The organism is Pseudomonas koreensis (assembly GCF_025447595.1).
Classification (GTDB): domain Bacteria; phylum Pseudomonadota; class Gammaproteobacteria; order Pseudomonadales; family Pseudomonadaceae; genus Aquipseudomonas; species Aquipseudomonas koreensis_H.
Map to the genome: position 1 here is coordinate 221,557 of NZ_JAOEJU010000002.1, position 13,764 is coordinate 235,320.

At 60.3% G+C, this 13,764-nt stretch carries 14 protein-coding genes; all 14 read left to right on the forward strand.

What is annotated here, in order from left to right:
- Nucleotides 1-12: 12 nt before the first annotated feature.
- Nucleotides 13-1,488, forward strand: a complete 1,476-nt coding sequence (tssC, locus tag N8H71_RS04785) for a type VI secretion system contractile sheath large subunit (RefSeq protein WP_085708829.1) — start codon at nt 13-15, stop codon at nt 1,486-1,488.
- Nucleotides 1,489-1,497: 9 nt separating this feature from the next.
- Complete coding sequence (gene tssE / locus N8H71_RS04790; protein WP_262193131.1) at nt 1,498-1,905, forward strand: type VI secretion system baseplate subunit TssE; 408 nt, start codon at nt 1,498-1,500, stop codon at nt 1,903-1,905.
- Nucleotides 1,906-1,916: 11 nt separating this feature from the next.
- Entirely contained in the window at nt 1,917-2,441 is a 525-nt protein-coding gene (locus N8H71_RS04795) for a PAAR domain-containing protein (protein WP_074689934.1), read from the forward strand.
- A 57-nt stretch (nt 2,442-2,498) separates the two neighbouring features.
- Nucleotides 2,499-3,467: a DUF6402 family protein gene (locus tag N8H71_RS04800; protein ID WP_262193132.1), complete on the forward strand. Its 969-nt coding sequence runs from the start codon at nt 2,499-2,501 to the stop codon at nt 3,465-3,467.
- The gene (locus N8H71_RS04805; RefSeq protein WP_262193133.1) at nt 3,464-3,877 is read left to right on the forward strand and encodes a hypothetical protein; all 414 of its coding nucleotides are present in this window, start codon (nt 3,464-3,466) and stop codon (nt 3,875-3,877) included. The genes N8H71_RS04800 and N8H71_RS04805 overlap by 4 nt, the downstream gene beginning before the upstream one ends.
- Nucleotides 3,878-3,926: 49 nt before the next feature.
- The gene (locus tag N8H71_RS04810) at nt 3,927-4,370 is read left to right on the forward strand and encodes a hypothetical protein (RefSeq protein WP_262193134.1); all 444 of its coding nucleotides are present in this window, start codon (nt 3,927-3,929) and stop codon (nt 4,368-4,370) included.
- A 17-nt stretch (nt 4,371-4,387) separates the two neighbouring features.
- On the forward strand, nt 4,388-4,819 hold the full coding sequence (locus N8H71_RS04815) for a hypothetical protein (protein ID WP_279309524.1): 432 nt from the start codon (nt 4,388-4,390) through the stop codon (nt 4,817-4,819).
- 27 nt (nt 4,820-4,846) lie between these two features.
- A complete protein-coding gene (gene tssF / locus N8H71_RS04820) occupies nt 4,847-6,634 on the forward strand; it encodes a type VI secretion system baseplate subunit TssF (protein WP_007954380.1) in 1,788 nt (595 codons plus the stop codon).
- Nucleotides 6,598-7,605, forward strand: a complete 1,008-nt coding sequence (gene tssG / locus N8H71_RS04825) for a type VI secretion system baseplate subunit TssG (RefSeq protein WP_007954381.1) — start codon at nt 6,598-6,600, stop codon at nt 7,603-7,605. The genes tssF and tssG overlap by 37 nt, the downstream gene beginning before the upstream one ends.
- A gap of 11 nt (nt 7,606-7,616) precedes the next feature.
- The gene (tssH, locus tag N8H71_RS04830) at nt 7,617-10,274 is read left to right on the forward strand and encodes a type VI secretion system ATPase TssH (RefSeq protein WP_262193136.1); all 2,658 of its coding nucleotides are present in this window, start codon (nt 7,617-7,619) and stop codon (nt 10,272-10,274) included.
- A 10-nt stretch (nt 10,275-10,284) separates the two neighbouring features.
- Nucleotides 10,285-11,811, forward strand: a complete 1,527-nt coding sequence (locus tag N8H71_RS04835) for a sigma-54 interaction domain-containing protein (RefSeq protein WP_262193137.1) — start codon at nt 10,285-10,287, stop codon at nt 11,809-11,811.
- A 93-nt stretch (nt 11,812-11,904) separates the two neighbouring features.
- A complete protein-coding gene (locus N8H71_RS04840; RefSeq protein ID WP_003229566.1) occupies nt 11,905-12,045 on the forward strand; it encodes a hypothetical protein in 141 nt (46 codons plus the stop codon).
- 18 nt (nt 12,046-12,063) lie between these two features.
- Nucleotides 12,064-13,257, forward strand: coding sequence for a type VI secretion system-associated FHA domain protein TagH (gene tagH, locus N8H71_RS04845; RefSeq protein ID WP_085647082.1), 1,194 nt, complete (start codon nt 12,064-12,066; stop codon nt 13,255-13,257).
- A gap of 5 nt (nt 13,258-13,262) precedes the next feature.
- On the forward strand, nt 13,263-13,763 hold the full coding sequence (tssJ, locus tag N8H71_RS04850; RefSeq protein ID WP_011336587.1) for a type VI secretion system lipoprotein TssJ: 501 nt from the start codon (nt 13,263-13,265) through the stop codon (nt 13,761-13,763).
- Nucleotide 13,764 lies beyond the last annotated feature (1 nt).

A 13,764-nucleotide genomic window follows, 5' to 3' on the forward strand; every position in this document is an offset into this window, starting at 1 on the left:
GAAGCCAACACAATGAGCACTAGCGCAGCACAACAGAACGCCGCAGAAAACGGCGAGTACAGCATCCTCGACAGCATCATCGCCGAAACCCGCCTGACGCCGGACGACGAAGCCTACGACATCGCCAAGCGCGGTGTGTCGGCGTTCATCGAAGAGCTGCTCAAGCCGCAGAACAACGGTGAGCCGGTCAAGAAAGCCATGGTTGACCGCATGATCGCCGAGATCGATGCCAAGCTCAGCCGTCAGATGGACGAAATCCTGCACCACCCGGACTTCCAGGCGCTGGAATCGTCGTGGCGTGGCCTGCAACTGCTGGTCGACCGCACCAACTTCCGCGAAAACATCAAGATCGAAATCCTCAACGTCTCGAAGGACGACCTGCTGGACGATTTCGAAGATTCGCCGGAAGTGATGCAGTCGGGCCTGTACAAGCACATCTACACCGCTGAATACGGCCAGTTCGGTGGTCAGCCGGTTGGCGCGATCATCGCCAACTACTACCTGTCCCCAAGCTCGCCGGACGTGAAACTGATGCAGTACGTGGCCAGCGTATCCTGCATGTCCCACGCGCCGTTCATCGCCGCGGCCGGCCCGAAATTCTTCGGTCTGGAAAGCTTCACCGGTCTGCCGGACCTGAAGGATCTGAAAGATCACTTCGAAGGCCCGCAGTTCACCAAATGGCAGAGCTTCCGTACCTCGGAAGACTCCCGCTACGTTGGTCTGACCGTTCCGCGTTTCCTGCTGCGTAACCCGTACGACCCGGAAGAAAACCCGGTCAAATCGTTCGTGTACAAGGAAAACGTTGCCAACAGCCACGAGCACTACCTGTGGGGCAACACCGCTTACGCGTTCGGCACCAAGCTGACCGACAGCTTCGCCAAGTTCCGCTGGTGCCCGAACATCATCGGCCCACAGAGCGGCGGCGCGGTTGAAGACCTGCCTCTGCACCACTTCGAAAGCATGGGCGAAATCGAAACCAAGATTCCTACCGAGGTTCTGGTTTCCGACCGTCGTGAATACGAACTGGCCGAGGAAGGCTTCATCTCCCTGACCATGCGTAAAGGCTCCGACAACGCGGCGTTCTTCTCCGCAAGCTCGGTGCAGAAACCGAAGTTCTTCGGCATCAGCGCAGAAGGCAAGGCGGCAGAGCTGAACTACAAGCTCGGCACCCAACTGCCGTACATGATGATCGTCAACCGTCTGGCTCACTACTTGAAAGTGCTGCAGCGCGAGCAACTCGGTTCGTGGAAAGAGCGTACCGACCTCGAGCTGGAACTGAACAAGTGGATCCGCCAGTACGTGGCCGACCAGGAAAACCCGAGCGCCGAAGTACGTGGCCGTCGTCCGCTGCGCGCTGCGCAAGTGATCGTCAGCGACGTTGAAGGCGAGCCGGGCTGGTACCGCGTCAGCCTGAACGTGCGCCCGCACTTCAAGTACATGGGTGCCGATTTCACCCTGTCGCTGGTTGGCAAGCTGGACAAAGAGTAAGAGCGACTCATGGACGGATACGGCAGCCTCTTCGAACGCCTCAACGGCGACGCGGAACTACGCAAGGGCACGAGCCTCGAGGCTTCTGCCATGGCGTCGGTGGCTGCCCATCTGGCCAAAATGCTCAGCACCCGGGCCGGCAGCGTGCAAACGCTGTCCGACTACGGGTTGCCCGATCTCAATGACATGCGCCTGAGCCTGCACGACTCCCTGAGTCAGGCCCGCCTGGCCATCGAAAGCTTTATCGAAGCCTACGAACCGCGCCTGAGCAACGTGCGTGTCATTTCCCTGCCGCGAGACCACGACCAGCTCCGCCTGGCCTTCAGCATCGAAGGCCTGCTGGAAGTCGAGGGATTCAAGCGTCAGGTCAGTTTCGCCGCGCGCCTGGATGGCAGCGGTCAAGTGAAGGTCACCTAAGGAGAACCCCGATGTCTGGCAAACCCGCAGCACGTGTATCCGACCCCACCGCTTGCCCGCTCCCCGGCCACGGCACCAACCCGATCGCCGCCGGTTCCGGCGACGTGTTCTTCGACGGCCTCCCGGCCGCCCGCGAAGGCGATGCCTCCGCGTGTGGTGGTGCGATGGTCGGCGGTTTGGCCACGACGGTGAAAATCAACGGCAAGTCTGCTGTCACCGTTGATTCCGTGGGCTCCCACGGCAACAAAGTCACCGCCGGTTCCGGGACGGTGATTATCGGCAATTCGCATTCACCAGCGCCGTTTGTGCCGCCGTTGCCGGTTGAACTCAAATGGCCATTTAACGAGCACTTCGTGATTAATTGCGAAGAGACAGGCAAGCCGCTAGCTGGGGTGGAATACACACTTAAAACAGCTTCGGGGAAAATCATAAACGGTGTGACAGGTGCCGACGGGAAAACTCAAAAAGTGTTTTCCACTACTGCAGAAGCGGTTGAGCTGATCATAGAGCCACAGAGTAGGGTTGTTCTCGCTTAATTGTTGAACTTTAAAACTGGCGAAATTTGCGTGAAGTGATATCAGAGGGATGTGAAGATGGCTGCAACGACAGTAGCAACGACAATGACTCCGGCGAGTAACAAGTCCGGCCAGACTGCTACTGCACGTCAGTTCAAGATTACTGATATTCCGAATACGATGAGAAAACTCAACTGGCCTGTTGCAGCGGATCTGATGGCCCATTGGTTCAATGGCAAACCGTGGCCAAACGAAAGTGGTGGGATGGATGATGCTGTTAAAAGGCATGAAGCTTTTGCACCGGCAGAGTACATCGAAGAGTCCATAGTAAAAATGAGCTGGGTCCTTGGGTTTGAGCGTGCAAATACCGCATTCAAACAACTCAAGGCAAATTGGAATAGTCCCCTTGGAACCGATCTGATAAAGCAGAGATTGCGCAAGGCTTTTTCCAATAGTGCTCCTGGTTGTTATCCACTGGCTTTCAATGGAGTGGCCAGTGCTGCTGAAAAATTTGGTTACTCCAATAATAAAGTTGTCGAGTTCGAGCAGACCGGTGCTGATGACGTAAACGAGCTTCGAGCAGCACTCGCTAACTTTAATTTGCGTGTCATCGCCGAAGGCTCAGTGGTCGTTACAGGCAAGAGCATTGTTTTTACGCCATCAAAAATTGGTTTTTATATTGAAGATGCTTACGACTTTAATGATGGAATTACTCTTTTTAGTCAGGTTCTAGGCTACTGGAACTTTGATAAATTGATTACTGATCCCGCCGTCGGTTTTAAAACAAACGCAAAGCTGGCCGCTGAAATGAATTCTGTGGTGGCCGAGTCAACGTACAAGCAGGTAACGGGGCAGCAATCCCCTCAGCAAAAAGAAGAAGCCATACGTCGTTATAGAGAACTGGAAGGCAAACATTACATGCTTGTTCAAAATAGCGATTTTCGTGATTATCGGGATAAAAATAAAAAAGGCGGAGACTTTCGCGTTTATTCGGACATCTTGTACGAAGCTGTATCAGTCGCGCCTATTGAGGTCCTTTCCAAATGAATTCATGGCGTAATACTTTTATAAGCTTTGTAGCGCTTTTTGCTAGTTTGGTAATTTCTGTTGCTTTCATTGTAAATGGTGTTTTGAGTCGTGCGTCTGATGTCTCTAAAAAAAGTCCGTCCGGACAGTACCTTATAGAGTCTGTTCCTGCGAGTTCAATTTTAACTCCAAGAGATTCAGTTTATTTGCGTTTCACAGATTTAAATGACCCTGGTCGTGTTTATCGTACTCCTCTGTTTTCAGATGTTTCGTTGGATATGAGTGCGGATGAGGATGAAGAAACGGTGGGCGTTATCTTCATAGCGCTCAGCAAGAAAAGTAAGCAGTTCACGCTGGCATTGTCCAATCCACGAAAGCACTGGATGGATTTCTTTATTAGCAATACCCCTTACAAGGTTTTGGAAAATTGAAGGTCGCAATTCATGGTGCAGGTATTTGGTACGGGAATGTGAAGCCGGCATGAACATCTACGCCCGCGTTGCCATGAACCTGGCTTTCCATGCCGCTGGATGCGTTGCGTACGCTTTCCTGAACGACGCAGTGGTCGTTGCCTACAAAGCATTCAACGGCGGCTTCACCACCCGTGGCGTGGGCATCGGCATCGCACATTACATGTTCATTTATATTTTTTTCGCGGTGAACGCACTGGCTGCTGTGTTCCCGAACCTATGGGCAAAACTCGGCCTGCTCGCGCTGATGGTCGCTTGGATTCTATTCATGATGGTGCCCGACAACCCGTTGCGGGCGCTGTTCTACACCGTGGCTCAGGGCGGGGTGACGTTACTGGCGATTCTGGCCACGCAGGTCATTGAGCTGCGCCTGGAAAAGCGCGCGTTGATGCGGCAGGCATTGCCTGCGATTGCTTCGCAGGACGTGGTTTCGAAGATGAGGACCTGCCCGTGATCGGTGTGTCGAACCAGATGCCCATCCTCAGCCGCGCGCAGCTGAGTTTTTTCATGGGTGCCTTGTGGACGCCATTCTTGGCCATGCTGGCGTTTTCATCCTATGGCCTGTGGATTGGCGATTATTCGACATTCGATTCGTCCGAGACCCACTGGGTGTATCTGTTGTGGTTCGGCATGCCCGGACTGTTGTTGTTTGCGCTGTGGGGCTCGCGGGCCGCGAAGAGCCGCAATGTGCAGCAGGCGCTGCGGATGGTCTGGCTGGCGCCGTTGAAGTTCATCCCTTTCTACGCGGTGCCCTGGATGCTTTATGGACTGTGCAGTGTGGTCGCCGGGCCGTTCTACAGTGCTTTCATGGCCTACAGCTGGATCCTGCTCGTGCCGTACCTCCTGATCGGCGGTTACGTGTGTGCCGGCGTGACGGTCGCGCTCTACAGGATATTTTTTTGATGAGTTCCACTACCAGGCAGGTAACCCGTGTCCTTTAACCACTACTACCAAAGCGAACTCACCGCACTGCGCCAACTGGGCCGCCGTTTCGCCGAGCGTAGTCCGGCGTTGGCGCCGTTCCTGGGGCAGGCCGGGCGGGATCCGGACGTGGAGCGGTTGCTGGAAGGCTTTGCGTTTCTGACCGGGCGGCTGCGCCAGAAGCTCGATGACGAGCTGCCGGAGCTCAGCCATTCCCTGATGCAGCTGCTGTGGCCGAACTACATGCGCCCGCTGCCGGCGTTCAGCATTCTGCAGTTCGATCCGCTCAAGCGTTCGGGGCCTGCGCTGAAGGTCGAGCGTGATACGCCGATCGAGAGCGTGCCGATCGAAGACGTGCGTTGCCGTTTCCGCACCTGCTACCCGACCGAAGTCATGGCGCTGGACCTGGCCGCGCTGAACTACTCGGTGAAGGGCGACGGTTCGCTACTCAGCCTGCGTCTTGAGATGAGTGCCGACGGTCACCTCGGCGAGCTGGAGCTGAGCAAGCTGCGCCTGCACTTTGCCGGCGAGCGTTACATCAGTCAGATGCTCTACCTGAGCCTGCTGCGCAACCTCGACGGCATCGAACTGATCCCGCTCGACGGCGCCGGCAAGCCGATCGATGGCGTGAGCGGCAAGCCGATGGCGTTCAAGATTCCGGGCGACCGGGTCAAACCGGTAGGCTTTGCCGAAGAAGAGGCGTTGATCCCGTATCCGCTGAACACCTTCCGGGGCTATCGCTACCTGCAGGAATACTTCGCTTTCCAGGACAAGTTCCTGTTCGTCGACGTCCACGGCCTGGACATTCTTAAGGCGCTGCCGGAAGACACCCTCAAGCAGATGCGTGGCCTGGAATTGCGCTTCGACATCCGCAAGAGCGGCATCATGCGCATGCGTCCGACGACGGATAACGTGAAGCTGTTCTGCACGCCGATCGTCAACCTGTTCAAGCACGACGCACTGCCGATCCGCCTCGACGGCAAGCAGGACGAATACCTGCTGCTGCCGGCGGAGTTCGATCTGGAAAACTGCGGCGTGTTCTCGGTGGAAACCGTGACCGGCTGGAAGCCCGGCGGCCTCGGTTATCAGGAGTACGTGCCGTTCGAATCCTTCGAGCACGACCCGAGCTTCGACGTGCCCAACAGCCGGCCGCATTACAGCATCCGCCAGCGCTCCTCGCTGCTGCATGACGGCCTCGACACTTATCTGAGCTTCGGCATCCGCCACACCGAAGCCCACGAAACGCTGTCGATCGAACTGGTCTGCACCAACCAGAACCTGCCGCGCAAACTCAAGCTCGGGCAGATCTGCATGGCCTGCGAAGAGACTCCGGAGTTCCTGAGTTTCCGCAACATCACCCCGGCCACTTCCAGTTTTGCGCCGCCGCTGAACCGTGACTTCCTGTGGAAGCTGATCAGCAACATGTCGCTTAACTATCTGTCGCTGGCCGACGTCAATGCACTGAAGGTGATTCTCGAAACCTACGACCTGCCGCGCTACTACGACCAGCACGCGGAGAAGGTCAGCAAACGCCTGCTCGGCGGTCTGAAACTGATCAAACATCACCACGTGGACCGGTTGCACCGTGGTCTGCCGGTGCGCGGTTTGCGCACCGAACTGACCATCGACCCGGAAGGGTATATCGGTGAGGGCGACCTGTTCGTCTTCGCCTCGGTTCTCAACGAGTTTTTCGCGCTTTACGCCAGTCTCAATTCATTCCACGAGCTGCGGGTAAAAAGCACACAGGGAGAGGTGTACCAATGGACACCACGTATGGGCCTGCAGCCCCTGCTTTAAGCGGGCTGACGAAGGTAATACGCGAGTACTCGCTGTTTCAGGCCGTGCTGCTGGTGATCGACCGGCTGCGCGATGCGCACCCGTACCTGAGCGAAGACGACCTGTACGACCAGCTGGAATTCCAGGCCAACCCGAGCCTCGGATTTCCGCGCAGCGATGTCGATCGCGTGGAGTTTTTCGAAGAGCACGGGCAGATGCGCGCGCGCCTGCGGTTCAACCTGATCGGCCTGGTCGGTTCCGGCTCGCCGCTGCCGGCGTTCTATGGCGAGCAAGCCCTGGGCGACAGCGAAGACGGCAACCCGACGCGAAACTTCCTCGACCTGTTCCACCATCGCCTGCAACGGCTGATGCTGCCGATCTGGCGCAAGTATCGCTATCGCGCGAGCTTCCAGAGCGGCGCGGTCGACCCGTTCTCGTCGCAGCTGTTCGCCCTGATCGGCCTCGGCGGCGACGAGATCCGCAAGGCCAAGGAGCTGAACTGGAAGCGCCTGCTGCCGTACCTCGGCCTGCTCAGCCTGCGGGCGCACTCGGCGGCGTTGATCGAAGCGGTACTGCGTTACTACTTCAAGCACGAAGACCTGGTCATCGAGCAATGCATCGAGCGCCGCGTGGAGATCCTCGAAGAACAGCGCAACCGCCTCGGCTTCGCCAACAGCGTGCTGGGTGAAGACCTGGTGCTGGGCGAACACGTGCGCGACCGCAGCGGCAAGTTCCGCATTCACATCACCGAACTCGACTGGGAGCGATTCCACGAATTCCTGCCCATCGGTTTCGGTTACCAGCCGCTCTGCGCGCTGGTGCGGTTCACCTTGCGTGACCCGCTCGATTACGACATTCGCCTGGTGCTGCGCCCGGAAGAAATCCGCGAACTGCGCATTGGCGAGAAGAACGACTGTCGCCTGGGGTGGACCAGTTGGCTGGGCTGCGAAAAAGCAGACGGCGTGGTGACCCTGGGCAGCAAAATTCATTAAGGACGTGAGCCATGATCAACGTAGACCTGCAACAACTCATCCAGGCGCTGGACGCCGAAACCCGTCGCGATCTGGAGCGTTCGGCCGAGCGCTGCGTGGCCCGTGGCGGCAGCAAGATTCTGGTCGAAGACTTGCTGCTCGGCCTGCTGGAGCGTCCGAACGGTCTGCTCTCCCGCGCACTGCAGGATGCCGACGTTGATGCCGGCGAACTGAGCGCCGCCCTGCAATCGCGGGTCGAGCACAGCGCTTCGCGCAACCCGGTGTTCGCCCCGGAGCTGGTGCAATGGCTGCAAGACGCGCTGCTGGTGGCCAACCTTGAACTGGGCCAGACCTCGGTCGAAGACGCGGCGCTGATCCTCGCGCTGCTGCGCAACCCGATGCGCTACGCCGGCAGCCGCTACCAGCCGTTGCTCGCCAAACTGAACATCGATCGCCTGAAGGAATTTGCCCTGTCGCAACAGCCTCAGGCAGCGGCCAACGGCCAACCGGCCGCCCAGGGCGAATCGCTGCTGGAGCGCTTCACCCACAACCTGACCCAACAGGCCCGCGACGGCAAACTCGACCCGGTGCTGTGCCGCGATGGCGCGATCCGCCAGATGGTCGACATCCTCGCCCGTCGCCGCAAGAACAACCCGATCGTGGTCGGTGAAGCCGGTGTCGGTAAAACCGCCATCGTCGAAGGCCTGGCCTCGCGCATCGCTGCCGGTGAAGTGCCGCAAGTACTCAAGGGCGTCGAGCTGCTGTCGCTGGACATGGGCCTGTTGCAGGCCGGCGCCAGCGTCAAAGGTGAATTCGAGCGTCGTCTGAAAGGCGTGATCGACGAGGTCAAAGCCTCGCCGAAGCCGATCATCCTGTTCATCGACGAAGCCCACACCCTGATCGGCGCAGGCGGCAATGCCGGCGGTTCCGATGCGGCCAACCTGCTGAAACCGGCACTGGCTCGCGGCGAACTGCGCACCATCGCCGCGACCACCTGGGCCGAGTACAAGAAATACTTCGAGAAAGACCCGGCGCTGGCCCGTCGTTTCCAGCCGGTTCAGCTGCACGAACCGACCGTGAGCGAAGCGGTGACCATCCTGCGTGGCCTGGCTCAGGTCTACGAGAAGAGCCACGGCATCTACCTGCGCGATGACGCGGTGGTGTCGGCGGCGGAACTGTCCGCCCGTTACCTGGCCGGTCGCCAACTGCCGGACAAGGCTGTCGATGTGCTCGACACCGCGTGCGCCCGCGTTCGCATCAGCCTCGCCGCCGCCCCGGAAAGCCTGGAGCGCCTGCGTGGCGAACTGGCTGAAGGTGGCCGTCAGCGTCAGGCCCTGCGCCGCGATGCCGAAGCCGGTCTGCTGATCGACCACGAAGCGCTGGATGCACTGGAAGCGCGTCTGGACGAAGCCGAAACCGAAATGGTCGCACTGGAAACCCTGTGGACCGAGCAGAAACAACTGGCCGAGCGCCTGCTGGAACTGCGTCAGCAACTGGCCAAGGCCCGTGAAGCGGCTGCGGTCGAGCCGGTGGTCACCGTTGAAGAAGACGCCGAAGGTACCGTGATCGAAACCCACGCCGCCGAAGTCGACGACGCTCTCAGTGTGGAAGCACTGGAAGCCCAACTCAACGAAACCCACAGCGCCCTGACCGCCGCTCAGGTCAAGGAGCGTCTGGTCAGCTTCGAAGTCTGCCCGCGTCTGGTGGCCGAAGTGATCAGCGCCTGGACCGGCGTGCCGCTGGCGCAACTGGCCCGCGAACACAACGCCAAGGTCGCCAGCTTCGCCACCGACCTGCGCACCCGCATCCGTGGTCAGGAACAGGCCGTGCACGCACTGGATCGCTCGATGCGCGCCACCGCTGCCGGCCTGAACAAGCCTGACGCACCAGTCGGCGTGTTCCTGCTGGTGGGCCCGAGCGGCGTCGGCAAGACCGAAACCGCCCTGGCGCTCGCCGATCTGCTGTACGGCGGCGACCGCTTCATCACCACCATCAACATGTCCGAGTTCCAGGAGAAGCACACTGTTTCCCGCCTGATCGGGGCACCGCCAGGCTACGTCGGTTACGGCGAGGGCGGCATGCTCACCGAAGCCGTGCGCCAGAAGCCGTACTCGGTGGTGCTGCTCGATGAAGTCGAAAAGGCTGATCCGGACGTGCTCAACCTGTTCTACCAAATCTTCGACAAAGGCGTGGCCAACGACGGCGAAGGTCGCGAGATCGACTTCCGCAATACGTTGATCCTGATGACCTCGAACCTGGGCAGCGACAAGATCAGCGACCTCTGCGAAGACGGCGCGCGTCCGACCGCCGAAGTGCTGGAAGAAACCATTCGCCCGGTGCTCAGCAAACACTTCAAACCGGCGCTGCTGGCGCGGATGAAAGTGGTGCCGTACTACCCGGTCGGCGGCCCGGTGCTGCGCGAGCTGATCGAGATCAAGCTCGGTCGTCTGGGCGAGCGTCTGAACCGTCGCCAGCTGGACTTCAGCTGGTGCCAGAACCTTGTCGATCACCTGTCCGAGCGCTGCACGCAAAGCGAAAGCGGTGCGCGTCTGATCGACCACTTGCTCGATCAGCACGTACTGCCGCTGGTGGCCGACCGTTTGCTCGACGCCATGGCCACCGGTGAAAGCCTCAAGCGCGTGCATGCGACGCTCGACGGTGAAGCCAGCGTGACCTGCGAGTTCGCCTGAGGTGAGTGTGATGTTCACTCAGGTGCCGCAGCCACTGCTCTATGCCGAAGCCTTGCTGGCGCAGTTCGCCAGCCTGTCGCGGGCGGCGGACGGTGCTGCGCTGCTGGGTGACTTCGTGCGCGGTCTGGCCGGGCTGAGCGGTTGTGAACTGACCCAGCTGTACTTGCTGGACGCCACGCACACGTCGCTGGGGATGAATGCCGAATGCCTCGATGGCGTGTTGCAGCCGCGCAGCGCGGCGAGCCTGCCGGCGGACTACAACGGCGAGCAACTGTTGCAGTTCTCGCTGTGTCAGAACCGCGTCGTGTGCTTCGACGACCTGGGCGGCAGTCTGCACGAAACCAGTTTTCTGCCGGCGTCGTCCGCGCCGTGGCAGTCGCTGCTCTGCGTGCCGCTGGTCAACCAGCAGAAGGCTGTCGAAGGTCTGTTGTTGTGCGCCAGCCGTCGTCATATCGACCTGCAAGGCTTCGCCGATTCCCTCGGTCAGCTCGGCTCGTTCGTGCTTGGTCAACTGCATCTGCTGCAACGCCTGCGCCAGCCAGTGGATGCGGCCGCGCCGGTCGTGCGCAGTCTGCCGAGTGCCAGCGGCTACGGCCTGATCGGCAAGAGCGCGGCGATGCGCCAGACCTACTCGCTGATCAGCAAAGTCCTGCACAGCCCGTACACCGTGCTGCTGCGTGGCGAGACCGGCACTGGCAAGGAAGTGGTCGCGCGGGCGATCCACGATTGCGGCCCGCGCCGGTCCCAGGCGTTCATCGTGCAGAACTGCGCGGCGTTCCCGGAAAACCTGCTGGAAAGCGAGCTGTTCGGCTACCGCAAAGGCGCCTTCACCGGTGCTGACCGCGATCGTGCCGGCCTGTTCGACGCGGCCAATGGCGGGACGCTGTTGCTCGACGAAATCGGCGACATGCCGCTGGCGCTGCAAGCCAAGCTGTTGCGCGTGTTGCAGGAAGGCGAGATTCGTCCGCTGGGTTCCAACGACACCCACAAGATCGACGTGCGCATCATCGCCGCGACGCACCGCGATCTGTCGGTGCTGGTCAGCGAAGGCAAATTCCGTGAGGACCTGTACTACCGCCTCGCGCAATTCCCGATTGAATTGCCGGCCCTGCGTCAGCGCGAAGGCGACATCCTTGATCTGGCCAAACACTTTGCCGACAAGGCCTGCACCTTCCTGCAGCGTGATCCGGTGCGTTGGTCGGACGCGGCGCTGGAGCACCTCTGCGGTTACACATTCCCCGGCAACGTGCGCGAGCTCAAAGGCCTGGTCGAGCGCGCGGTGCTGCTGTGTGAAGGCGGCGAGTTGCTGGCCGAGCATTTCTCGTTGCGCCTGGAATCGGCGCCGGCGCCGGAAGACCACTGCGGCCTCAATCTGCGCGAACGACTGGAAGCGGTCGAACGCAATCTGCTGCTCGATTGCCTGCGCAAGAACGACGGCAACCAGACGCTCGCCGCCCGGGAACTGGGCTTGCCGCGACGCACGCTGCTGTACCGGCTCGGCCGCTTGAACATCAATCTGGGTGATTTCGATGGGTAGGCGAAAGTCCGTCGGATTCACCTCGAAAACCTATTTCAGCGCCGCCCGCGAGGGTCGGCGCTTTGTGCTTTGTCTACACCTGGAGACCCTCTGATGTCTGTTCGTCACTGGCACGCTGTCCTGCTGACCCTCGTCGTTCTATGCGGCCTCGGCGGCTGCAGCGGCAATTACAAATTCAACGATAACGATTACCGCCCGTTGGGTGATCCGCAGGCGGTCAATCGCGGCAAGTGACCGCAAGGAGCATCAAACATGGAATTGGTTTTCGAAATGCTGAACACCAAGCAGTTCGTGCCCACCGAGCTGTGCCAGCGGACCTTCAAACAGGCCGGTGGCGTGATCGGGCGGGGCGAGGACTGCGACTGGATCATCCCTGACCGCAAGCGTCACTTGTCCAACCACCACGCGATCGTCAGCTATCGCGAGGGCACGTTCTTCCTGACCGACACCAGCAGCAACGGTGTTCAGGACGGCGACAGCGGCGCACGTCTGCACAAGGGCGAACCGGTGCGCATCGAGCATGGCAGCACCTACGTGCTGGGCGACTTCGAGATTCGCGCACGACTGGTTCGCGACCCGGCGACGTTCGACGGTGAAGTCGGCCTGCCACGGGCCGCCGGCAGCATCATTCCGGACGACGCGTTCCTCGACCTCGACCCGTTGAAGTCGCTGGAACAGCAAGAGCGCGTGTACTCGGAATTCGAGGAGATGCTCGCACCGGTTACCGACCCTGAAGACTCCCGTCAGCGCGCCGACTACGCGCGCATCGACATGGAAAGCCTGATGGTGCCGGAGCTGATCGTCGAGCCCACGCCTGAGCCAGCACCGGCACCGAAAGCGGTCGAGCGTCAGAGCGAAACCTTCTGGGATAAGTTCGGCGCGGCCCTCGGCGTGAACGTGAAGAACCTCAGCCACGACGAGCGTGAAGCCCTCGCGCTGAACGCTGCACGTCTGTTGCGCCAGAGCGTCGGCGGTCTGCAACAGAGCCTGCGCACCCGTTCGGAGCTGAAGAACGAACTGCGTCTGGCCCAGACCACCGTGCAAGGCACCAACAAGAACCCGCTGAAATTCGCCGTCGACCCGAGCGAAGCGCTGGACATCCTGTTGCAGCCGCACAAGCCGGGTCACTTGCCGGCCGAGCAGGCGATCTCCCGTGCGTTCCGCGACTTGCAGGCGCATCAGGTGGCGCTGCTGACCGCCAGCCGCGCGGCGGTGCGCGGCACTCTGGAGCACTTCTCGCCGGAGCAACTGACCCTGCGTTTCGAGCGCGACAACAAGCCTTTGCTTGCCACCGCTGGCGGGCGCTGGAGAGCGTTCAACCGTTACCACCATGCGCTGCGTCAGGACGACGACTGGAGCGAGCGCCTGCTGGCCCGCGACTTCGCCCAGGCCTACGAAGAACAGATCCGCCTGATCTCCACCCTCCACACCGACCACCAAGGATGATGCGCATGTCTCGCCGCTCGACCGCTTTTTTCAAGACGCTGACCGCGCTCACCCTGTTGGTGCTGCTCGCCGGTTGCTCGTCGCTGTCGCCGTATTCGAAAGTGACCAAGATCAACCTGAAGCTGACCGGCAGCGATCAGCTGAACCCGGACCTCAACGGTCGCCCGTCGCCGATCGTGGTGCGCCTGTTCGAACTCAAGCACCCGGTGACCTTCGAGAACGCCGATTTCTTCAGCCTCTACGAGCGCGCCAAGGAATCCCTCAACCCGGATCTGGTGGCCAGCGAAGAACTCGAACTGCGCCCGGGTGAAACCGTGGAGCTGAAACTCAGCGTGGAGGAGGGCAGCCGCTTCATCGGCATCCTCGCCGCGTACCGCGACCTGCCGGAAACCAAATGGCGCCACACGTTCCCGATCACGCCGCTGGAAGTCACCGAAGCCGATCTGACCCTGGATCAGGCCGGTATCCGCAAGACCAACGAAGTGCTCGCCAAGGCGGATGACTGAT